The sequence below is a fragment of the Thermogemmata fonticola genome, assembly GCF_013694095.1.
Classification (GTDB): Bacteria; Planctomycetota; Planctomycetia; order Gemmatales; family Gemmataceae; genus Thermogemmata; species Thermogemmata fonticola.
Map to the genome: position 1 here is coordinate 276,987 of NZ_JACEFB010000004.1, position 21,161 is coordinate 298,147.

Below are 21,161 nucleotides of genomic sequence, written 5' to 3' on the forward strand. Positions count from 1 at the left end.
GCTCATGCCTGCCTTGGCTGTGGCTCTTTACCATGTCGATCCGCGGACCGGCCAGGTGGTCCTCCACGCCATGCCGATCCTGCTTTTGATCCTCCTGCTCTTGGCGATTGCCTATCGGTATTACTCGGCCTTTCTAGCGGCGAAGGTGGCGGTGCTCGATGACACCCGGCTGACGCCAGCCCACCGCTTTTACGATGGCCAGAATTATCATCCGACCAACCGCTGGGTGCTGTTCGGCCATCATTTTGCGGCCATTTCCGGGGCGGGTCCGCTCATTGGACCGGTGCTGGCGATCCAGTACGGTTACATGCCGGGGTTATTGTGGCTGGTCATTGGGGTCTGTCTGGCGGGGGCGGTGCAGGACATGCTGGTGCTGGCCGCCAGTGTCCGGCGCGACGGCAAATCCCTGGCGGAGATCGCCCGCACGGAGCTGGGGTATCCGGCGATGCTGGCCGCGGCTCTGGCCATCCTGTTCATCGTGATCATCGCCCTGGCCGGGTTAGGCTTTGTGGTGGTCAAAGCCCTGGGCGGCGAGGAAGTCAAATTGCCTGCGGGATTGCACATCACCTTGCCGCCGGAGGCGGACTTGCCCCTGCCGGAGTCCCCGAGCAGTGGGCGGCAGTTGTATCATTTCCCTCCCGGCTGCGTGCTGCGCTATCCGAATGACAATAAACCGACACACCGGCCCGAAGGGTTCACCCTAGCGGTGCCTGCGGACAGCCCCTTGAAGCCGCAGGGGAACAGTGTGTCTCTCCCGGCGGGATGCACGCAAGTGGTGCCGGGCAGCGCCTGGGGCACCTTCACCATCGCCTGCACCATTCCCATCGCTCTCTTGGTCGGCTGGTGGATGTACCGTCTGCGGCCGGGGCGCGTGGTGGAAGCCTCGCTTGTCGGCGCCCTCCTGACCCTGGCGGCGGTCATCGCCGGCAATTGGATTCCCGGTTCCCCCTTGGCCCCCTACTTCACCCTGACCCGCGAGCAAACGATCCTGGCCCTGTGCCTCTATGGCTTTGTGGCGGCGGTGCTCCCCGTCTGGCTGCTGCTGGGACCGCGCGACTACCTGTCCAGCTTTCTCAAGATCGGCACCGTCATCCTGCTGGTCCTGAGCGTGCTGCTGGCCAATCCGCCGCTCCAGGCCCCGCCGATCAACGAAGTGTTCCTCAATGGCGGCCCGACCTTCCCCGGCAGTATCTTCCCCTTCGTCTTCATCTGCATCATGTGCGGGGCGATCAGCGGCTTCCACTCCCTGGTCTCCTCCGGGACTACGCCGAAGATGGTGGAGCGGGAATCCCACATCCGCAGCATCGGCTACGGGGCGATGCTCATCGAAGGACTGGTCGGGGTGGTGGCCCTGATCACAGCGGCGAGTCTGCCGCAGGATTTGTACTATGCGATGAATATCGGCATCGACGCGGCGCCGCGCTGGCAGGGAGCGGTGCAGCAGGTCGAGGAGCGTTACGGTTGGCGCCTGCCGGCGGAAGCGGCGGACCCGCTCCATGCGGCCCAGGTGGACGCCCCGCACCATCTGGACCTGGCGCAGGTCGAAGAGCGCGTCGGCGGGGAAGCCCTGCGCGGGCGCACCGGCGGCGCGGTCACCCTGGCCGTCGGCATGGCCCTCATCTTCGAGGACGCCTTCCGCTGGCTCGGCATCACCGGCCAATGGCTCCTCAAATACTGGTACCATTTCGCCATTATGTTCGAGGCCCTGTTCATCCTCACGACAATTGATGCCGGCACCCGCATTGCCCGCTTCCTGCTTCAGGAGTCCGCCGGTCGTCTGTACGCGCCGCTGGCCCGCACCGACTGGCTGCCCGGCGCCCTGCTGGCGACCGCCCTGGTCACCGCCGGCTACGGCTGGCTCATCCACACCGGCAGCATCGACACCATCTGGCCGATGTTCGGCATCGCCAATCAAGGGCTGGCCGTGCTGGCCCTGGCTTTGGTCACCACCTGGCTGGTCAACAGCGGCCGGGGACGACTGGCCTGGGTCACCGCCCTACCCATGCTCTTTGTCCTGAGCACGACCACCAGCGCCGCCGCCATCATGGTCACTGTGCGCTTCCCGGCGATGATCCGCGACGGACGCGTGCTGGCCGGCTCCCTCAATATCGCCCTGACTCTCTTCGTCGTCACCACGGTGGGCGTCGTCGTCCTCTGGGCCTTGGCCCGCTGGCTGGCTGCCGCCCTCCGCTATTTCCGCACCCCCTCCCTCCCCCGCCCCAGCCCCTCCGGTCAGCCGTAACCTCGCCCCTAACACCGCCCCAGAGGGAGCCGAATAGGTGGGGGAAGCCAACGGTGCCGCGGCCCAACGCCTGACAGCTTCACCGGCATGCGCCGAGCGCTTCTCCACCGCGGCCCAACACCAAAAGCTTTTTCCCCAGGGAACGCAGCGGTTCTCCAGCGTGTTGAGCCGATTCGCTTCCTGCCTCTGGGAGGGACGCCGCCATGACAGCGACCGACTCTTCAGCCTGGCCTGAAGCTCCGCCGCCGCCGTCTGCCCCTTTGGTGGAACTGCGCCACGTGACAGCGGCCTTCGAGAATCAGGTCGTGCTCCAGGACGTGAACCTGGCCATCCAGGCGGGGGAAAGCGTGGCGATCATCGGGGAGAGCGGCTGTGGCAAATCGGTGCTGCTCAAACTCCTGGTCGGCCTGCTCGCGCCGGTGGAAGGCGAGGTCCTCTGGGACGGCCGGCCCCTGCACCGCCTGCGCCGCGAGGAGTTAATCCGCCTGCGCCTCCAGGTCGGCTTCGTCTTCCAGCAGTCGGCCCTCTTCGACAGCCTGACCGTGCTGGAGAATATCGCCCTGGGATTGCGGGTGCACCGTCTCTGCGCCCCGGAGGAGATTGTGCCGCGCGTCCGCCAGCGCCTGCATGACGTCGGCTTGTCAGAACAGGTTTTGTCCAAACGCCCGGCGGAACTCTCCGGCGGCATGCGCAAGCGCGTCGCCATCGCCCGCGCCCTGGCCCTGGACCCCCAGGTCATGCTCTACGATGAACCCACCACCGGCTTAGACCCCATCATGACGGATGTGATCAACCGCCTCATTGCCCAGACCCATCAGCGCCGCCGCCTGACGACCCTGATCGTCACCCACGAGATGCGTACCGTCTTCTCCTGCACCCAGCGAGTGCTTCTGCTTTATCCCCGCTCCCGCTTGCCGCCGGGTCAGTCCCAGATTCTCTACGACGGCTCGCCCGAAGGATTGCGTCAGGCTGCCGATGGACGCGTCCGCCAGTTTATCGAAGGCCGGGCCGACCCCCGCCTGCTGGAAGAAGCCGAGGAATGACCGCTCCGGGCTGGCCGGGTTGGCTCCGACTCTGCCGGGGCTTGCCGATTTCCCGCCGTTCCTCTTGGGCTTCCCCGTGGTTACTCCGGGTCCTCCGGCAGGCGTTTGGGCAACTTGACGGTGAAGGTGGACCCTTTGCCCACGATGCTTTCGACGCGGATGCGGCCCTGGTGCTGCTCAATGATCTGCCGGCAGACGCTCAGCCCCAGACCGGTCCCGCCCCGGCCGTACTCATCCGGCTGCTTGGTGGTGAAAAACGGCTCGAAGATCAGGCGCAGTTGCTGCGGCGGGATGCCCACCCCGGTGTCAGCAATTTCGATTTCGACCATGTCCGTTTTGGGATTGTCCCGCACTTCGATCCGCAGCCGCCCTCCCTCCGGCATCGCCTGGCGGGCGTTGATGATGAGATTGACCAGGATTTGTTCGATCTGTCCGGGGACCGCCCAGATGACGGGCCGGGCCAGGAAGCGGGTTTCCACATGAATGCGATGCTTGGACAAGTCCTTGCCGGTGAGGATGAGCACTTCTTCGATCAGGCGGGCGAGGTCGCAGAGTTCCCGCTGCTGGCCGCCTTTGCGGGCATAGCCGAGCATCCCCGCGGCGATGGCCGCCGCCCGCTGCCCCGCCTTGAGAATCCGCTCGAAGGCGTTTTGCTTCTCCGCCACATCCGTTTGGCGCAACCCCAGCTTGGCCGAATTGATGATGGTCGTGAGGATGTTGTTGAACTCGTGGGCGATGCTGGAGGCCAGCTCTCCAACGCTGCTGAGCCGCTGGGCCTGCAAGAGCTGCCGCCGCAACGCCTCCGTCTCGTTGGACGACGCCAGCACTTCTTCGCCGGTCATAAAACCATCCCCCTGCGCCCTGCCGCATCCCCTCGCCTCTGGTCTGTCGGTCGGGCTGCCATTGCTATCGGACAGCGTCCGCCCGCTTCTTCATCATAACCGCACAATCCCGCACATCAGGCCGCACCGAACACCCCGCCGGTCCCCTATTTTCTCAAGTTCATCCTGGCCCAACAGCGCGATGAAAAACGAGACGGCAGAACCAGGCTCGGCAGGCACGGCAGAGACGAGACGGCGCGAGGATTCACGCCGTGGAGCGGGACGTGAGCGCCTCCCGGCTGGCATCCACCTGCCGCACCGGTTCCGGCACTTCGAGCAGGCGCAGGGCCTGCCATTGCCCCTCGGCCAGGACCAACTCGCTGACCGCCAGGTTGTGGGCCTTGCCGATCCGCAGCCAATCCGCCGCCGAGTAGCCGGGCAGCAGGCTCAACAGCAGCACCTTCGAGACCACCCCGTGCACGATGACGGCGATCCGCTTGCCCCGGTGGCGTGCCACGACGCGCTCCCACACCGGTAAAACCCGCTGCTGAATGCTGGCGAAACTTTCCATACCGTCCACGGCGAAGTCCAGATCGCCGCTTTGCCAGGCGTGCAGGGTGCGCTGCCAGGCCTCTTCCACCTCCGCACCGCACCGCTGGCTGAACGCCCCCACCCGCCGCTCATGCCACAATGGCTCGATCTCGTGGGGAATCCGGCAGCGCCGGGCGATCGGTTCCGCCGTCTCGATGGCCCGCCGCATCGCCGAGGACACCACCACCTCCAGCCCTAGACGGGCGAACCATTCCGCCGCCGCTTCCGCTTGCCGCCGCCCGTGCTCCCCCAGGGGCACATCGGATTCCGCCCCGTGCAACAGATGCGGCGTGGCCGTCTCCGCATGCCGCGCCAGCCACACGCGCGTGATCCCGTCGCTCATTCCGTCTAAGCCTTTCACGGCTCGTTCTCCTCCTTCACCTCCTGGATCACCTCCTGGGTCCCCGGCTCGCGGACAGCCTGACCCCGGAAAGCCTGGCCCCGGAATGCCCGCCCTCGGAAGTCCTGACCCCGGAAGGTCCGACCCCGCAAAGCCTGGCCTCGGAAGCCTGAACAGAGCGAGGACTCGGCCCAGCCCGTTGCGAGCGGAAGCCTCCCGATCCGCCAGGTAAAAAAAGCGGCACGGGGGATGATTCCCCCCGCTCTCGCGGCTTGCCGGCACGGCGACGCGTCAGTGTTATTTTTTCGGTAGACTCAGGCGAAAGGGAAGCCAAGAGGACAGGCCAACCGCCGGCCGGGGCAGTGCAACGGGCGCTGTCGTTTCCACGCCGGTCGATGGCGGCGGTGGAGCGGGCCGAGGCGGAGGTCCCGCGGGACTGGACGGCGGACCCATCGCGGCTTCCAACCGCGCCAGCTTCTCCCGCACCGCCTGCAACTCCTTCTGCAACTCCTTGAGCGTCTGCTCGATCTGCTTGTACTGTTCATCCCGCAGGCTTTTGCGTTCCTGGTCTGCCGCCTTGTTCCGCTCGATCTCCTGTTGCAGGCGGGTCATCTCCTCGCGGACGGTCTTCTGCTCTGCTGTCAGTCCCGTGAGGCGCTCGCGGAGCACTTCCAGGACGGCCACGTCCTTTTTGAGGGCTTCCAGGGCCGTGATGCGTTCCCGCAGGGCTTCCACCGCGGCCACGTCCTTCTTGAGCATGTCCAGGGACGGTTGCAGTTCCTTGCGCACCGCCTCCACCGCCGCGGCTGTCTCCCGCTTGCTGGCCTCGCTCCCCTGGGTCAACTCCTTGCGCAAGGCCGCCAGCTCCTTGCGCAATTCCTCCACCGCCGCTCCCTGCTCCTTCTTGATTCCCTCCACCGCACTGGTGCTGGCTGCGCTGCGCTCCTTGAGGGCTTCCAGGTCCGCCTTGAGCGTCTCCAGCAGCCGCAACCGCTCCGCTTGACTGTTGAGCAAGGCGGTGAAGTCTTGCTTGCGGACCAATTCACTGCGGGCTTCCCGCTCCTGGTTCAACTCCCGCCGCAGATCGGAAATGTTGGCGGTCAAACTGTTGTACAGCGTCAGCGCTCCCAGCGCCACCATGCTCAGGATCGTCCCGCCGAAGATGCGCCAGAAGAGGGAGACCTTCTCCTCGTCCGGGGATGTTTTCTTCTCGGACGACGTTTGAGCCGCACGCAGAGCCTCGCTACTCGCAGCTAGAGGCGTTCCCGTTTCCTCAGGCTCATTTCCAGAAGAAAAACGACGCGGCACCATAAGGATGTTCCCCCTTCCCCTAGCCCATCGGCCAGAAGTATCAACCACTCATCGGACGTCGGGTCGGACTCTCTTGATGGAAAGCACCGCTCTATAGTCATTCCTATGAGCTGTCGCAATCCGAGTCCCACGGACTCCATCGGAAGAATGCGCGCCACCCGGCTAGGCTTGCGCCCCGCAAATTGGACGTGGGGAATTTAAGGATTCGGAATCAACTCCACGCCTTGAGCGCCTCCTGCGCACCCAGCGGTCCCGCATCCGCCTCCCGTCAGAATCGGCTCGCCAGGGGGCACTGCATCAACTCAATCTCTCCCGCGCCTCCGGCTCTTCCGCTTGCGCTTCTCCGGCGGGAACCGAGGTGCTCTGGGAAGAAGGATGAGATTGGTTCAACACCTGCACTGCCTCGACCAGTGCCCAGAGAACGGGCAGATTGGGCAGAGTATTCACCGGCGTCTCCCGCCAGGTCTTCCAGAGTTTCTTCTGCCGCACCAGCAGATCGCCCTGGCGGATGCGCAAGCCGTCGAATTGCTCCCAGGGCAGGAAAGCCTTGGACCAGTGCAACCCGTCCGGACGGACCACAAGCGGACCGAACACCGCCTGCCCCTGCTCCCGGAACTGGTCCCACGCTTTCTGCCACAATCGCGGAAACGTCCGCCGCTGGACCTCCACCAGCAACTGATGATAGTCGCCCACCGCCGGCGTGAGCTGCACCCTCGCCCCATCCTGGCGGACCAGAGTCAGCGAGGAGTTGAGCAGATCATCCCAGAACGAAACGGCCGGACACAGAATGCAGGCGGTTCGGACGCCCTGCGCATCGCTTTCCTCCATCCGCTTCTGGAGATGGCTGAAATGCAGCCAGACTTCCGTGATCTCCTGCCACAGGAAGACCAGAGCTTGCCCGCGGCACAGATACAGCAGCCCGCTGGGATACAGCAGAACCGTCAACCCCCGCTGGCGCAACAGCCGCCCCAGGACCACCAGCCCCAGCACCGGAGGGATCAGCAGCAGCATGGCCAAATGATCCATCTTCTGGGGCCCGTGCACCCACCAGAGATAGTTGATCAGAAACCCCACGACCAGGAGCAGGACGCTCAGCGAAAGCTGGAACAGAAACCGGGGCAGGCTGATGCGGAAAATCGCCTCCGGTTCCCCCAGCTCCGAGATAGCCAGATGGAAATGATCGGAATAGCGGCTCATGGGTTCCTCGCCCGCAGGTCGACGTTGTTGCTTATAATACCACGGCTGCGGCCGGCGCGCACTGACTCCCAGGCAGCGCCCGGCCTTCCCCCTCTCAGGAGCCGATGATTCCATGCTCGTGGTCATGCATCGCCAGGCCACCGCCGCGGATATCGAACGGGTGGTGGAGGTGATCCGCGCTCAGGGTTTGACCCCCCATGTGCTGCCCGGCACGACCCGGACCGCCATCGGCATGACCGGCAACACGGCGGCGATCGACCCGGAATTGTTCGAGGGCTTGCCCGGCGTGGTCGAAGCCATCCGGGTAACTCGGCCGTTCAAACTGGCCAGCCGCGAAATGAAGCCGGACGATACGGTCATCCCCCTGCCCCAGGGCACGATCGGCGGCGGTTCCTTCACGGTCATCGCCGGGCCGTGCTCGGTGGAAAATGAAGCCATGCTGCTGCGCACCGCGGAGTTTCTGCGGCAGCAAGGCGTGCGCTTCCTCCGCGCCGGGGCTTACAAGCCGCGCACCAGCCCCTATGCCTTCCAGGGTCTGGGCCGGCAAGGCTTGCGCATCCTCGCTCAGGCCCGCCAGCGCTTCGGACTGGGCATTGTCACCGAACTGATGGACACGGAAGAAGCGGAAGCCGTCGCCGAGGTGGCCGACATCATCCAGATCGGTGCCCGTAACATGCAGAACTTCGCCCTGCTCCGCCGCGTCGGACGTTGCCGCAAACCGGTGCTGCTCAAACGCGGCCTCTGCGCCACCCTCGAAGAATGGCTCATGGCCGCCGAATACATCCTGGCCGAAGGCAACTACCAGGTCATCCTCTGCGAGCGCGGCGTCCGCACCTTCTCCGACCACAGCCGCAATACCCTCGACCTGTCCGTCATTCCGCCCGCCAAAGCCTGGTCCCACCTGCCGATCCTGGTCGATCCAAGTCACGGAACGGGCAAGCGGGCTTACGTGCCGCCGATGGCCTTGGCCGCCCTCGCCGCCGGCGCCGATGGCTTGCTCATCGAAGTCCACCCCGAACCGGACAAAGCCCTCTCCGACGGCCCCCAATCCCTGGATTTTCCCGCCTTCGAGCAGCTCTGGCACCGCCTCGCCCGCCTCGCTGAGGTCCTCCACCGCACCCTCTAGCGCCGCCGCTAGCTCACTCAGCCCACCCCCGCCTCCCCCGTCTCTCTCTTCCTCCTGACCGGCTCTGGGCCTTTTCGCCCGCCGCCAGCGTTCCGTTTTTCCGGGAATGCCGGGGAAAAAGCGTGCGGTTGTGCGTCCCATCCCTGGCCGAATGGCATCCTTGACAAATGAAAAAATTATGAAAAATTGTCCACTTCATTTGACTTCTCGCAATTCATGGTGCATATGTACAGTTGAACCCAGCGAGACCCAGCAAAGCTCCGACAATCGCGGCATTGGCATCGCCGGTCCACAACCCGGCAGGCCAAGAGCCAAACGGCAAACCCAATCGATACCGTCTGTTTTTCGGCTCTGTCTGTGGACTTCTCCGAACAGGTGGCGGCGAAGGCCCCGCAGAGGCAACCCCGAAGCGGACGTTGGCCCAGTTTCCCCCAGAACTTCCCCGCCGGGACGAGCATCGGTTCCTGAAGCGGGACAGACGAGAGGAGAAAATCCCATGATCGCATTGCAAAAATTTTCCCACACTCCGTCGAACATGGGCACACAGCCTGAAGGAGGCGAGCGCCGCATCCGCCCCTGCAACCGAAAGGGACCTAGCGAGGAGCGGCAGCGGGAGGGATGCTACCGGGTTGACCCGCACGTGCCAAAGCCGCCCCGGTCAGAGGGCGCCTGGCGTCACGGGGACGGCCCCAGCCGGAAGCTCGCTCCCGGCCACGGCGGCAACGGTGATTGCACACTGGCGGCAGATTTTGTTAGGGTAGGATCATGGCATCGTTATTTGAGCAGCCGCGGCGGAAAGCGCGGGAACGAACCAGCCGGGACGGCAACGTTCATTCTTCCCCTTTGGGGAGCGGGATTCATCCTTCCATTCCTGGAGGGGAAGGAGGGATTGCGCCGCTGCAACTGTACGCCGATGTGGTGTTCGACCGGCCCCTGGACCAAGCGTGGACGTATGGGGTGCCGGAGCATCTGGTCGGCCTGGTGGGAGTGGGCAAGCGGGTGGCGGTCCCCTTGGGCAAAGGAAGCCGGGAGACCAGCGGCTTCTGCGTCGGCTTGCGCGAAACAGGCCCTCCCGCTTCCATCCAGGTCAAGCCGGTGCTTCGCGTCCTGGATGACGAAGCGCTGGTGGATGAGCACCTGCTCCAGTTGACCCGGTGGATGGCGGAGTATTACCTATGCGGCTGGGGTCAGGTGCTGCATGCGGTGGTGCCGGCGGGTGTCCGGGAGCAAGCGGGCACGCGCGAGGTGGCCGTAGTCGAAGTTCCTCCTGCGGCGGAGCAGCCGGAACCATTCCCCGCCCTGACGGCTCAACAGCGTGCGGTGTGGGAACTGGTACGGGACAGCGGCGGGGCGATGGAACTGCGCGACCTGCTGCGGCAGGGCCGCTGTTCTGCCGCGGTCGTGCAGGGGTTGGTCAAGAAGGGGTTGCTCCGGCGGTATCGCCGGCGGGTGGAGCGGGCGGAAGTTCAGGAGGCGGTAGCCGAGGCGGCGGAGCCGCCGCTCCTTGGGTCGCGCGAAGAGCCGCGGATCGTGCTCAACGGCGATCAGCAGCGGGTGTGGGGGCAATTGGAAGCGGCCCTGCAAGTGGGCGGATTCCAGCCGTTCCTGTTGCACGGCGTGACCGGCAGCGGCAAGACGGAGATCTACCTGCGGGCGATGGAAGCGGTGGTGCGCCAGGGCCGGCAGGTGATCGTCCTGGTCCCGGAGATCGCCTTGACACCCCAGACGATCGCCCGCTTCCGGCAGCGCGGCAACCGCGTGGCGGTGTTGCACAGCCACCTGACGGATGCGGAGCGCGGCGCGCACTGGCGGCGGATCGCCGCGGGAGAAGTGGAAGTGGTGGTGGGTGCTCGCAGCGCCATCTTCGCCCCGGCGCGCAAGCTGGGACTCATCGTGATCGACGAAGAACACGAGCATACGTTCAAGCAGGAAGCGACGCCACGCTACCATGCCCGCGATGTGGCCGTCATGCGGGCGCGCCTGGCGGGAGTGCCGGTGGTTCTGGGGTCCGCCACGCCCAGCCTGGAGAGCTGGTGGAACGCAGCCCGCGGACATTACACCTTGCTGAGCCTGCCCAAGCGCGTCGAGGCAAGGCCGCTGCCCCAGGTGCGGATCATCGACCTGCGGCACGAACCCAACAAAGGCGGAGCGATCAGCATGACCCTGGCTGCCGCGATGGAACGGGCCTTGCGCCAGGGAGGGCAGGTCCTGCTGCTGCTCAACCGCCGTGGTTACAGCACCTATGTGCATTGCTCCAGTTGCGGCCACGTGGCCCAGTGTTCCCATTGCGACATCGCCCTGACGTTTCACCGTTGCCGCAATGCCTTGCTCTGCCACTATTGCGGCTGGGAGACGGCCCCGTATCAGCGCTGCCCGGCGTGCGGCCAGGCGTCGATCCGCTACCAGGGACTGGGCACGGAGAAACTGCAAGCCGAGATCGCCGAGAAGTTCCCCGGTTACGTGTGCGTGCGGATGGATTCGGATACCACTAGCCGGCGCGGCAGCCACGAGGGGATTCTGGAAGCGTTCCGCACAGGCAAAATTCAGATACTGCTGGGAACGCAGATGATCGCCAAGGGGCTGGACTTCCCGAATGTGACGCTGGTGGGGGTGATCAACGCTGATGTCGGTCTGCATGTGCCGGATTTTCGCAGTGCCGAGCGGACGTTCCAGTTGCTGGCCCAGGTGGCCGGTCGAGCGGGCCGCGGCGACAAAGGCGGCGTGGTGTACATCCAGACGTTCACCCCGGATCATCCCTGTATCGCCCTGGCCGCCCGGCATGATTACGTCACCTTTGCTGGCCAGGAACTGGCCCAGCGCCGCCAGCACCGCTATCCGCCGTTTGAACACCTGGCCCGCTTGATCATCCGTAGCGAGGAGGAAGCCGCCGCGGCCCAGTTCGCCCAGACTCTGGCTGGGGCGTTGCAACGGGCCGCCGCTGTCGTGGACCGGCAGAGCCGGGAAGGGGGAACCGCCCCCCCTGGGGAATTGCCCGGCCCTCCGCCTCCCTTGCGCATCCTGGGTCCCGCCGAATGCCCCATCTACCGCCTCAACAATTACTACCGCTTCCACTTCCAGGTCCAGTCCCCGGATCGGGGACGATTGCAGAACGTGTTGCGGCGCGTGCTGGGCACTGTCCGCCCTCCTGCCGCCGTCGAGTTCCAGATCGACATGGACCCGTACTCCATGCTTTAGAGCTTGAGACCTGGCTGCTGGGATGGCACGGAAGAACAGGAGGGACAAGAGCAGCGATTCGGCCTGCGGCATAGCTCAACGATTTGGCCTCAGGGAGACTTTCAAAGGAAGTAAGGAAGAGAGTAGAAGTTGCTCTGGCGGGCCGTCAGCACGGGGACTATGAGTAAAGCAGCCGGAAAAAAGTTTTTTCACCTTGGGGTGCCAGAAAGTCCGCAGCCGATACCTTGACCAGAGACAGCCTGGGGCTATGCTCAATGCTAACGGGCTGTTGTGAACCGAGACGGAGGTTTCGCCGTACCATGGCACACGTCGTCACAGCAAACTGCTACGATTGCAAGTACACGGACTGCTGCGTTGTCTGTCCTGTGGAGTGCTTCTATCAGGACGAGATGATGCTCTACATTGACCCGCAGGATTGCATCGATTGCGAAGCCTGCGTCCCGGAATGCCCCGTGGAGGCGATCTACGCGGAGGGGAATGTGCCGGCTCAATGGCAGAGCTACATTCAACTCAACGCGGAGAAGGCGGCGGCTCTGAAGGCCGCGGGCAACGCGCACATCACCGAGAAGCAGGAGCCTAAGGAAGGTCCGGAGTGCAAGAAGAAGTGAGGCGGCGGCCGGAGCCAGCAGCATCCCTCCACCTTTCGGCCTCTCGGCCTGCGGCCACCGCTATCCTTCTCCTGCAATTGGGAACGCCAGCACGGCCCGATTACGGCGGAGTCTTCGCCTATTTGCGGCAGTTCCTCAGCGACCGACGGGTCGTGGAAGCCCCTCGCTGGCTGTGGCTCCCCCTGCTTTACCTGCGCATCTTGCCGTTTCGCGCCGGAGCCTCCGCGGCCAAATACCGCCGCATCTGGAATCCCCAGTCGGGTTCCCCCCTGCTCTACTACACGCAGCGCCAGGCGGAGGAATTGCAGCGTCGGCTGCCCCAGGCGGTCGTTCGCTTCGCCATGACCTATGGCCGGCCCTCCGTCGCGGAAGTCGTGACAGAGCTGATCGCCCAGGGAGTAGAGCGGCTTTTGGCCGTCCCCCTGTATCCGCAATACTCCGCCACCACCACCGCTGCCGCGACGGATGCCCTGTTCCGGGTCCTGCTGCGCCTGCGCCGCGTGCCTGCTTTGCGCATCGTTCCGCCCTACTATGACCACCCCGCCTATCTGGAGGCGATGGTCGCAGTCATCCGGCAGGATTGGCAACGCCTGGAATGGGAACCGGAGCATGTGGTGTTCAGCTATCACGGCATTCCGCAAAAGTATGCCCAGCGGGGCGATCCGTATGCCCAGCAAGTGGTGCGCACCACGCGGGAACTGGTCCGCCGCTTGCAGCTCCCCCGCGACCGCTGGACTTTGGCTTTTCAGTCCCGCTTTGGCCGCTCCCCCTGGCTCAAGCCGTATACCGACGATGTCTTGCAGGCCTTAGCGCGCCGGGGAATCCGCCGCGTGTATGTCGCCTTGCCCGGCTTTACGGCGGATTGCCTGGAAACCATCGATGAAATTGGGCGGGAAAGCCGCGAACTGTTTGAGCATGCGGGTGGTGAGCTGCTTTACAACGGCACCTGCCTCAACGACCACCCCCAGTGGATCGCCGCTTTGGAACAGATCATCCGGGAAGAAGGCTGCGGCTGGCTGGCGGAGACGGATCAGGGACGGACAGGACCGAGCAGTTGAGGGGCTTCCTCCGGGTGATTTTGCACGTAGGCAGCGATGGCCGAGAAGAACTCGATCAGTTGCGCGGCGGCGTGATCCGCAAGGTCGGAAACGGACGGCCCCAGAATCTTCACCGCCAGATGAGCCATGCGGCTGTCGCTATGCATGTAGCATTCCACGCGGGGGGCGAACCGAGCCACGCCATCCTTCTCGGCGAGAATCGGATGGTGGAAGATGACCACGCCCTCCACAGGAATGGGCGGTGCCAAACGGCTGGGCTTGATACTGCCCCGCGCATACCAGATGCGGCCGTCCCGGAAGCGCCCCACCGTCCGCCACACCACCTCGCTGCCGCATTCATCCGTCCAGCCGAAACTGCCATCGTGGCGTGCCTGAATCGGCAGGCAGGGCACCTGGCGGCGCTGCCACGCCAAGGCCACGCGATCCGGATGATCCAAAAGCCATTCATACACGGCTTTGGTGCAGACCACAGCTTCTCCCCGGGCGCGTGCGGAGACGGTCGGCTGCCGCAGACAGCGCGCCACACCTTCCCGATAGGTGGGAGCGACACACCCCAGCAGGTCAGGAATAGCAGCAGCAGTCCGAGAAGCCGCCGGTAAAACGTGCCCTTCCGAAATGCCCGCGGGATCGGCAGGAGCTGCTACAGCCACCGAAGGAATCGCTCCCGTTCCCCCACTGGCTGCTGCCAATCCTCCCACGGCGGGGACACCGCCTAGCAGCATCCCACTGAAAGATTGCCGCAAGCGAACCATGAGGCGATGTCTTGTCATCCCCCGATCGGGATAACGGCACGATGGCTTCCTCCGGCCGTGGTCCATAGATCGGTTCCCTCCCGTTCCGAGAGAGGGCGGTCCAATGGCCCGCCGCACTCCTCCTTGGTGCCATCGTTTCTCGGAAGCTGCGAAGATCAGGGAAATTGCCAGCCAGCCGCCGGGACCGCAGGAAGAATGGTAAACTGTGAGGCTTGGAACGGCGCGGCCTCAGCGCGGTTCCGACGTAATCTCGACGTGGTCCCTCTACGGTCTCTCCTCAGCGGCCTCTCATAATCTGCGGTCTCTCTTGATGGGGGGAACAACAATCGGGTAACGGAAAGCGATGAAGCGAACCCATGGGCGGATATGGGCACGAGGGAGCCGCCGGCCAACGGTGATCGGGACGGATGAGAGGTAGGGGATGAAGCCAACCGGGACATTCCCAGAGAAGAGCGGCCATATCATGAGAGTGTAAACGGTGCGAGGAGGCGAGGAGAAAAGGGACAGGGGGATCCGCGGGAAGACAAGCAAAAGGAAGGGACCGAGGAAAGACCACCCCAGAAGATCAAGGAACAAGCCGGAAGATGAAGGAAAAGACCCAGAAGATGAAAGGACAGTCCCAGAGGATGCCCGCGAGGTCGATGCGGGTGAGCCAGGAGGGAGCAGCCGAGGCGATGATCCGAAGGGCGGATGAGGCCAGGAATCGAGGGGAGAGGAACCGGACGCCGGGGAGTGCCGGAACGGGGCGGGATGTCTGGGATGAGGTGCGCAAACTGGCCTGTCAGCTTGCCGGGTGGGAGGATTTGCTGGCCGCGCTGAGGGCCGGCCGGAGCGGAACGATCGACGGGGCCTGGGGTTCCTCCGCGGCGTGGGTAACGGCGGCTTTGGCCCAGGAGAGCGGGCAATCTCAGCTCGTTGTGGTGCCGCAGTCCCTGGATGTCGAGGAATGGGCGAGTGAGCTGGAAACGTTTCTGGGGCGCCGGCCGTGGGTCTTTCCCGGCTGGGAGGACTGGCCGGTGTCGCGGGAGAGTCGCGCCGGCCGGGATCGGACAGCCAGCGAGCGCCTGCGGGTCCTTCAGAGTCTTAGCCAGCGACTCCCTCAGCCTGTGCAGATGGTCGCCGCTGTGACAGCGTTATGCCAGCCTGTGCCGCCGCGGGAGGACCTGGTAGCCGCCGGGCGGCGCCTCACCGTCGGAGAATCCGCCGATCTCCAGGAATTGCTCGATTGGCTGAGCCAACATGGCTATCGCCGGGTGGAGGCGGTCGAATACCCCGGAGAATATGCCCGGCGCGGCGGCATTCTCGATCTGTTCCCCCCCAATCTTGATCAGCCGGTGCGCCTCGAGTTTTTCGGCGACGAGATCGAATCGATCCGCTCCTTTGCGGTTGCCTCGCAGCGGAGTCTGGAGCATCACCAGGAGGTGGTCATCTACGCCCCGGATCAGAGCGGCGGGATGGCACGGGGATTTTTCACGGAATATCTGCCCTCCCCTGTTCATATCGTGCTGGTCGAACCGGAGGAGTTGCAGAATCAATTGCGGCTGTTTCAGGACCGGGTCACCGAGCGGGAGGGTTTGTTCACGGCGGAGGCCACCTGGCGCTACCTGCTGGAGCATCCCACGGTGACGGTGTCGGTGTTGCCCCGGCTGGGTCTGGAAACGACGGTGCACCTGCGGGTGGAGTCGGTGGAGCGTTTCAGCGGCAACGTGGAGCGTGTGCGGGATGAACTGGATGCCGTGGCCGGGGATGAAAGCCAGCGGGTGATCATCGCCTGCGAAACAGAAGCGGAGGTGCGGCGGCTGGAAGAGGTCTTCCGCTCCGGGCGCTTGGCTCAGGCCCAGCGCTTGTGCCTGGTACCGGGCCGGGTGCGTGCCGGCTTCCGCCTCGTGGAGCACGGCGTGTTGCTTTTGGGCAGCCAGCAGTTGTTCCACCGGGACTGGGCCGCCTATGGAGGGAAAACGCGCGGCCTGGCCAAACGCGCGGCGGAGTCGCGGCCGATCGACAGCTTCCTCGACCTGCGGGAAGGGGATTATGTCGTCCACGTGGCTTACGGGATCGCCATTTTTCGCGGCTTGCGCCTGCTGGACAAAAAGGCGGGCCGAGGTACGGAGAGTGCCGCTCCCGCCGCGGAGGGAGCGCTGGCCGAGGGAACACCGGAGGGAACGCCCGCATATGAGGAACACCTGCTGCTGGAGTTCCGGGACGGCGCGTTCCTGTATGTGCCGGCGTCGCGGATCGACCTGGTGCAAAAATATGTCGGAGGTCAGAAGACCGCTCCGGAATTGTCCAAGCTGGGCAGCAGCGTCTGGGGCCGGCGCAAGGCCAAAGCGGCGGAGGCAGCTCGCGATCTGGCCGCGGAATTGCTCCGCTTGCAAGCCCTCCGTCAGGCGGTGCCCGCCTATGCTTTCCCCCCCGATAGCGACTGGCAGCGGGACTTCGAGGCCGCCTTTCCCTATGAGGAGACACCCGATCAGTGGGCCGCCATCCGGGACGTCAAAGCGGACCTGGAAAAGCCCAAGCCGATGGATCGGCTCCTCTGCGGCGACGTCGGTTTCGGCAAAACGGAAGTCGCCTTGCGGGCCGCCTTCAAAGTCATCGACAACGGCAAACAAGTCGCCGTGCTCGTTCCGACCACCATTTTGGCGGAGCAGCACTATCGCACCTTCTCCCAGCGCCTGGCGGAGTATCCGTTCGTCGTCGAGGTGCTCAACCGCTTCAAAACCCCGCAGGAACAGCGGGAAATCCTCCAGCGCCTGGCCGCCGGCGGAGTGGATATCATCATCGGCACGCACCGCTTGCTTTCCGCCGATGTGCAATTCCACGACCTGGGACTGGCCATCATCGATGAGGAGCAGCGCTTCGGCGTGGAGCATAAGGAACGGCTCAAGCAGTTGCGGGCTACGGTCCATGTCTTGACCATGACGGCGACGCCGATTCCTCGCACTCTCCACAGCGCTCTGCTGGGATTGCGGGACATCTCAAATCTGGAAACGCCGCCGCCGGAACGCCTGCCCGTGGAAACTCACATCATCCGCTGGGATGAACCGTTGATCCGCCATGCGATCCTGCGGGAGATGAATCGGGGAGGGCAGGTTTTTTTCGTGCACAACCGTGTCCATGACATCGTCCAGGTGGCGAGCGAGGTCCAGAAAGCCGTGCCGGAAGCGCGTCTGGCCATCGCCCACGGCCAGATGCCAGCGGAACAGTTGGAACGGGCCGTGCTCGCATTCCTCCGCCGGGACGTGGACGTGCTGGTGTGCACCACGATCATCGAAAGCGGGGTGGACATTCCCAATGCCAACACGATCTTTGTCAACGAAGCGGATACCTTCGGCCTGGCGGACCTTCATCAGTTGCGCGGCCGGGTCGGACGGCAGCGCCTGCGGGCGTATGCCTACTTCATCGTCAATCCTGTCAAGCTGCTTACTCCCGCGGCCCGGTTGCGCCTCAAAGCCATCGAGGAATTCGCGGAATTGGGAGCGGGGTTCCAAATCGCCCTGCGCGACCTGGAAATCCGCGGGGCCGGGAACATTCTCGGCCCTGAGCAGAGCGGCCACATCGCAGCGGTCGGATACGAATTGTACTGCCAGTTGCTGGAGAATGCGGTGCGCGAGCTGAAGAACTTGCCGCCGCAGGAAAGCGTGGAGGCCCATATTGATCTGCCCTGGCCGGCTTATCTGCCGCGGGACTACGTGCCGGGCCAGAAGCTGCGGATCGAGGTGTATCGCCGCCTGGCGCGCTTGCGGGAGCTGGCCCAACTCCAGGAGTTCCGCCAGGAGTTGATCGACCGCTACGGCCCCTTACCCCTGAGTGCCGAGTGGCTGCTGCGGACCACCGAAGTCCGCCTCCTCTGCGGCTACTGGAAAATTAGCACCATTCACCGCAACGGTCCGGATGTCGTGCTGAGCTATCGGGATCGCCGCCGGGCCGAGGAGCTGGTCCGCCAGGGCCGCGGGCGCCTCAAAATCGTCGATGACAGCGCCATCTATCTCCGCTTGCGCGCCGGCGAGGAGGAACCGGAGCGGCTCTACCGCCTCCTGTGCCGTTTGCTGCAATCCCCTGCTCCCGCGGAAACGCCGCTTTCTGACAGTTCCCCGGCAACCCCTTCTCCACACCGCTGAGCTGGCGAAACCTGCTGACATCCGCCTGCCATCATAGGCACCGAGGCCGCGCTGATCATTCTCCGAGTTGAAATCGCACTGTTCACCGAAGGCCGCCGAGGAAGGGGGAAGCATCTCCAGGGAGAAGCCCCAGGGGAAGGCCGCCTCAAGAGGTTGGCGGGGCAGGAGCGGACGAAACGGGGGCAGAAGGGGGAGAACGCCGCCAGCGCGACGGCTGCGTCCGCCACAGATACGCTTCCAGGATCACCGCCGCAGCGGCCACCACAAGGCTGCCCCACTGGGAGAGCGTCAGGCCAAAGGTGTAAGCCGGCTCGATTCGGAGCGACTCGTTGATGAAACGATGCACGGCATAACCGAGCATCAGCAGCACCAGCAATTGCCCATCGTGGCGCCGGTAAGGGTAGTACAGAAGCAGCACTGGCAGCAGGAGCAGCATGCTAACGGTCTCGTACAATTGGGTCGGATAAAGCCCCACGGTGCGCGGCACGAAGGGGGGAAGGTCCAGGGTTTGGCCTTGCCGTTCGACGCTCAGGCGTAAGCGATTGTGCCCGCGCGGCCAGTCCCGCACCCATTCGTTGAACAGATCATCCACGTAGATTTGCGTTTCGAGTCCCGTGTGCGTGAGCCGCTGGCGGAGTTGGAGATAGTCTTCCAGCGTGTCGCAGCGGAGGACGCGGCGGCCGGACGGCGTGCGTTCCTCCTGTCCGATGCCCCAAGCCTGCCACTTCTGCCAGACGGTTTCGATCATCTCGGCAGTGCCCAGCGGTTCCAGCAGAATGGCGTTGGGCTGGCCGTTGACGCGGACGATACGGTCCCCTGCCTCCAGGCCGGCTTGTTCCGCCGCAGAACCTGCTTCGACCGCCAGGACCCGCGAGCGGGGATCAGCCAGAGGCAGGCGGTGATTGGTGCGCGTCAGGGCAAAGCCGGTGGTCGTTTGCAAGCCCCAATCCGCGACCAGTTGGGGGCGGGCATGGGCCGGCAGCAGCGGGAAATGAGCTGTTCCCAGGGGGACGCTGGCCGTCGCGACACACGCCACCTGACCCCAGCAACAGCCGTTGAGCCAGCAGCCGAGGCGCCCGATCGCCACCCCCGCCGCTATCAGCGGTGCAATCACATCCGCCAGTTGCCAGTTGGAAATCCGCAGGTGCCGCAACACCAGCCAGTAGAACAATCCGTAGGCCAACACGCCGCCCACCACCGAACCGTAGAAGACGATCCCGCCTTCCCAAATTTTCAGGAATGCTCCCAGCCAGCCGAGCAGGGAACGATCCGGGAAGTGGTGCGAGTATTGGATCATGTACAAAATGCGTGCTCCGATCAGGCCGCCCACGAAAATCCACAGGACGAAATCCTGGAAGCGTTCCGGCGGCAGACCGATGCGGCGTGCCCGGCGGCTGCCCCACAATGCCACCACGATAAACGCCACGAACAGCATCGTCCCAAAGCCGGGAACCGGTATTCCATCCGGCGGAAAACGATCCTTCAGGATCGGGATCGTAAAGAGGATCTGTTGCATAGCGGCTCGGATTACCTCCTGGGTTGCGCGGGACCCACGCTGGCAAAGTCCTGACGAAGCCCGGCGGGTCGGGACGTTCGCAGCGGGGCGCGTCGCATCACGGCACCGGCAGATGATCGAGAATGCGGCGGATGAGATGGTCCGGCTGCAATTCCTCGGCCTCCGCCTCAAAGGACACGATCAGGCGATGGCGAAGGACATCCGCGGCCATGACTTTGACATCTTCAGGAACGACATAGTGACGCCCCTGGAGGAAAGCATGCGCTTTGGCGGAACGCAGCAAAGCCAGCGACGCCCGCGGGCTGGCCCCCAGTTGAATGTACTGTTGCAAGGGCAGACCGTAGTCCGCCGGCTGCCGCGTGGCCCGCACCACGTCCAGTAGATACTCCTTCACCCGCCGATCGACATACACGCTATCCGCCGCCTGGCGCAACTGGAGCAGTACCTGCCGCGAAAGCACCGGCTCGATCCGACGATGCACCGCGGGCGAACCCATCCGCTCCAGCACTTGCAGCTCCTCCTCACGCGAAGGATACTGCACCAGCAATTTCAGCATGAAGCGGTCCACCTGGGCTTCCGGCAAGGGATAAGTTCCCTCTTGTTCGATGGGGTTCTGCGTGGCCAGCACCAGGAAGGGATCGGGTAAGGCGAGGGTGGTTTCGCCGATGGTGACCTGCCGCTCGGCCATCGCTTCCAGGAGGGCGCTTTGTACCTTGGCCGGAGCGCGGTTGATTTCGTCCGCCAGGACCACATGGGCGAACACCGGCCCTTTTTTCACGGTGAACTCGCCAGTCTGCGGCTGGTAAATCTGCGTACCGAGCACATCCGCGGGGAGCAAGTCCGGCGTGAATTGGATGCGCTGAAAGGACAGGTCCAGTGCCTGGGCCACGGTCCGCACCGCCAGCGTCTTGGCCAACCCCGGCACGCCTTCCAGCAGCGCATGGCCATCCATGAGCAGGGCGATGAGCAGCCCGTCGATGAGATGGCGCTGGCCCACCAACACGCTTTCCACCGCCCGGTAAAACGGGTCCAGCATCTGCCGGTATTGGGAAATCTCGGCTCCGTTGATCATGCCTTGGCTCGATGTTACGGCACGGGTCCCCAGGACGGTCCCGCTTCCGGAAAGTCCCAGGGCCGGTTCAAAAAACGCCAGCCGGCGCGGGCACTTTCCCTCGGCCACTTTGTGCCATTGTACGGAGCTGCTGCCGGGAGATGTGAGCCGCTGCCCGCTGGACTCGGA

General features: G+C 64.5%; 15 protein-coding genes. 8 read left to right on the forward strand and 7 right to left on the reverse strand.

The window, feature by feature from the left end; translation table 11 throughout:
- Positions 1-4 precede the first annotated feature (4 nt).
- From H0921_RS08395 to H0921_RS08405, 3 genes are read left to right on the forward strand one after another with little or no spacing between them, the layout of a single operon-like run.
- Positions 5-2,242 (forward strand): carbon starvation CstA family protein, encoded by a 2,238-nt coding sequence (locus H0921_RS08395; RefSeq protein WP_194537600.1) that lies wholly within the window; start codon positions 5-7, stop codon positions 2,240-2,242.
- Positions 2,243-2,279: 37 nt separating this feature from the next.
- Positions 2,280-2,477, forward strand: coding sequence for a hypothetical protein (locus H0921_RS08400; protein ID WP_194537601.1), 198 nt, complete (start codon positions 2,280-2,282; stop codon positions 2,475-2,477).
- Positions 2,446-3,285 carry an ABC transporter ATP-binding protein gene (locus H0921_RS08405; RefSeq protein WP_194537602.1) on the forward strand — a complete coding sequence of 280 codons (840 nt, stop codon included), beginning with the start codon at positions 2,446-2,448 and terminating at the stop codon, positions 3,283-3,285. Before H0921_RS08400 ends, H0921_RS08405 begins: the two co-directional genes overlap by 32 nt.
- A gap of 80 nt (positions 3,286-3,365) precedes the next feature.
- Here the strand turns inward: H0921_RS08405 and H0921_RS08410 are convergent, their stop codons facing one another.
- The 4 genes from H0921_RS08410 to H0921_RS08425 form a co-directional block, all read right to left on the reverse strand.
- Positions 3,366-4,127, reverse strand: a complete 762-nt coding sequence (locus tag H0921_RS08410) for a sensor histidine kinase (RefSeq protein WP_194537603.1) — start codon at positions 4,125-4,127, stop codon at positions 3,366-3,368.
- Positions 4,128-4,371: 244 nt separating this feature from the next.
- Complete coding sequence (locus tag H0921_RS08415) at positions 4,372-5,058, reverse strand: histidine phosphatase family protein (protein ID WP_194537604.1); 687 nt, start codon at positions 5,056-5,058, stop codon at positions 4,372-4,374.
- A 276-nt stretch (positions 5,059-5,334) separates the two neighbouring features.
- Entirely contained in the window at positions 5,335-6,348 is a 1,014-nt protein-coding gene (locus H0921_RS08420; protein ID WP_194537605.1) for a hypothetical protein, read from the reverse strand.
- Between the two features lie 297 nt (positions 6,349-6,645).
- Complete coding sequence (locus H0921_RS08425; protein ID WP_194537606.1) at positions 6,646-7,545, reverse strand: DUF6585 family protein; 900 nt, start codon at positions 7,543-7,545, stop codon at positions 6,646-6,648.
- Between the two features lie 112 nt (positions 7,546-7,657).
- Here H0921_RS08425 and aroF point away from each other — a divergent pair, with 112 nt between their 5' ends.
- The 4 genes from aroF to hemH all read left to right on the forward strand — a co-directional run bounded on the left by aroF (position 7,658) and on the right by hemH (position 13,532).
- The gene (gene aroF, locus H0921_RS08430; RefSeq protein ID WP_194537607.1) at positions 7,658-8,671 is read left to right on the forward strand and encodes a 3-deoxy-7-phosphoheptulonate synthase; all 1,014 of its coding nucleotides are present in this window, start codon (positions 7,658-7,660) and stop codon (positions 8,669-8,671) included.
- A 765-nt stretch (positions 8,672-9,436) separates the two neighbouring features.
- A complete protein-coding gene (gene priA / locus H0921_RS08435) occupies positions 9,437-11,866 on the forward strand; it encodes a replication restart helicase PriA (protein ID WP_194537608.1) in 2,430 nt (809 codons plus the stop codon).
- Positions 11,867-12,165: 299 nt separating this feature from the next.
- A complete protein-coding gene (locus H0921_RS08440; RefSeq protein WP_194537609.1) occupies positions 12,166-12,474 on the forward strand; it encodes a 4Fe-4S dicluster domain-containing protein in 309 nt (102 codons plus the stop codon).
- Positions 12,459-13,532, forward strand: coding sequence for a ferrochelatase (gene hemH / locus H0921_RS08445; protein ID WP_315851867.1), 1,074 nt, complete (start codon positions 12,459-12,461; stop codon positions 13,530-13,532). Before H0921_RS08440 ends, hemH begins: the two co-directional genes overlap by 16 nt.
- On the opposite strand, the gene H0921_RS08450 is transcribed toward hemH, so the two are convergent.
- A complete protein-coding gene (locus H0921_RS08450) occupies positions 13,505-14,284 on the reverse strand; it encodes a hypothetical protein (protein ID WP_194537610.1) in 780 nt (259 codons plus the stop codon). The genes hemH and H0921_RS08450 overlap by 28 nt on opposite strands.
- Positions 14,285-14,910: 626 nt before the next feature.
- Between H0921_RS08450 and mfd the strand changes: the two genes are divergently transcribed.
- Entirely contained in the window at positions 14,911-18,405 is a 3,495-nt protein-coding gene (gene mfd / locus H0921_RS08455; RefSeq protein ID WP_228499235.1) for a transcription-repair coupling factor, read from the forward strand.
- A 145-nt stretch (positions 18,406-18,550) separates the two neighbouring features.
- Here the strand turns inward: mfd and H0921_RS08460 are convergent, their stop codons facing one another.
- Entirely contained in the window at positions 18,551-19,921 is a 1,371-nt protein-coding gene (locus tag H0921_RS08460) for a prolipoprotein diacylglyceryl transferase family protein (RefSeq protein WP_194537611.1), read from the reverse strand.
- 97 nt (positions 19,922-20,018) lie between these two features.
- Positions 20,019-20,993: an AAA family ATPase gene (locus H0921_RS08465; protein ID WP_194537612.1), complete on the reverse strand. Its 975-nt coding sequence runs from the start codon at positions 20,991-20,993 to the stop codon at positions 20,019-20,021.
- Between the last annotated feature and the right edge of the window lie 168 nt (positions 20,994-21,161).

Excerpts from the sequence above, each read along its gene's own strand:
- H0921_RS08460 (WP_194537611.1), bottom strand. The coding sequence starts at position 19,921 with ATGCAACAGATCCTCTTTACGATCCCGATCCTGAAGGATCGTTTTCCG.
- H0921_RS08465 (WP_194537612.1), bottom strand. The coding sequence starts at position 20,993 with ATGATCAACGGAGCCGAGATTTCCCAATACCGGCAGATGCTGGACCCG.
- aroF (WP_194537607.1), top strand. The coding sequence starts at position 7,658 with ATGCTCGTGGTCATGCATCGCCAGGCCACCGCCGCGGATATCGAACGG.
- H0921_RS08405 (WP_194537602.1), top strand. The coding sequence starts at position 2,446 with ATGACAGCGACCGACTCTTCAGCCTGGCCTGAAGCTCCGCCGCCGCCG.
- H0921_RS08425 (WP_194537606.1), bottom strand. The coding sequence starts at position 7,545 with ATGAGCCGCTATTCCGATCATTTCCATCTGGCTATCTCGGAGCTGGGG.
- H0921_RS08410 (WP_194537603.1), bottom strand. The coding sequence starts at position 4,127 with ATGACCGGCGAAGAAGTGCTGGCGTCGTCCAACGAGACGGAGGCGTTG.
- H0921_RS08440 (WP_194537609.1), top strand. The coding sequence starts at position 12,166 with ATGGCACACGTCGTCACAGCAAACTGCTACGATTGCAAGTACACGGAC.
- H0921_RS08450 (WP_194537610.1), bottom strand. The coding sequence starts at position 14,284 with ATGGTTCGCTTGCGGCAATCTTTCAGTGGGATGCTGCTAGGCGGTGTC.
- mfd (WP_228499235.1), top strand. The coding sequence starts at position 14,911 with ATGCCCGCGAGGTCGATGCGGGTGAGCCAGGAGGGAGCAGCCGAGGCG.
- priA (WP_194537608.1), top strand. The coding sequence starts at position 9,437 with ATGGCATCGTTATTTGAGCAGCCGCGGCGGAAAGCGCGGGAACGAACC.
- H0921_RS08395 (WP_194537600.1), top strand. The coding sequence starts at position 5 with ATGCCTGCCTTGGCTGTGGCTCTTTACCATGTCGATCCGCGGACCGGC.
- H0921_RS08420 (WP_194537605.1), bottom strand. The coding sequence starts at position 6,348 with ATGGTGCCGCGTCGTTTTTCTTCTGGAAATGAGCCTGAGGAAACGGGA.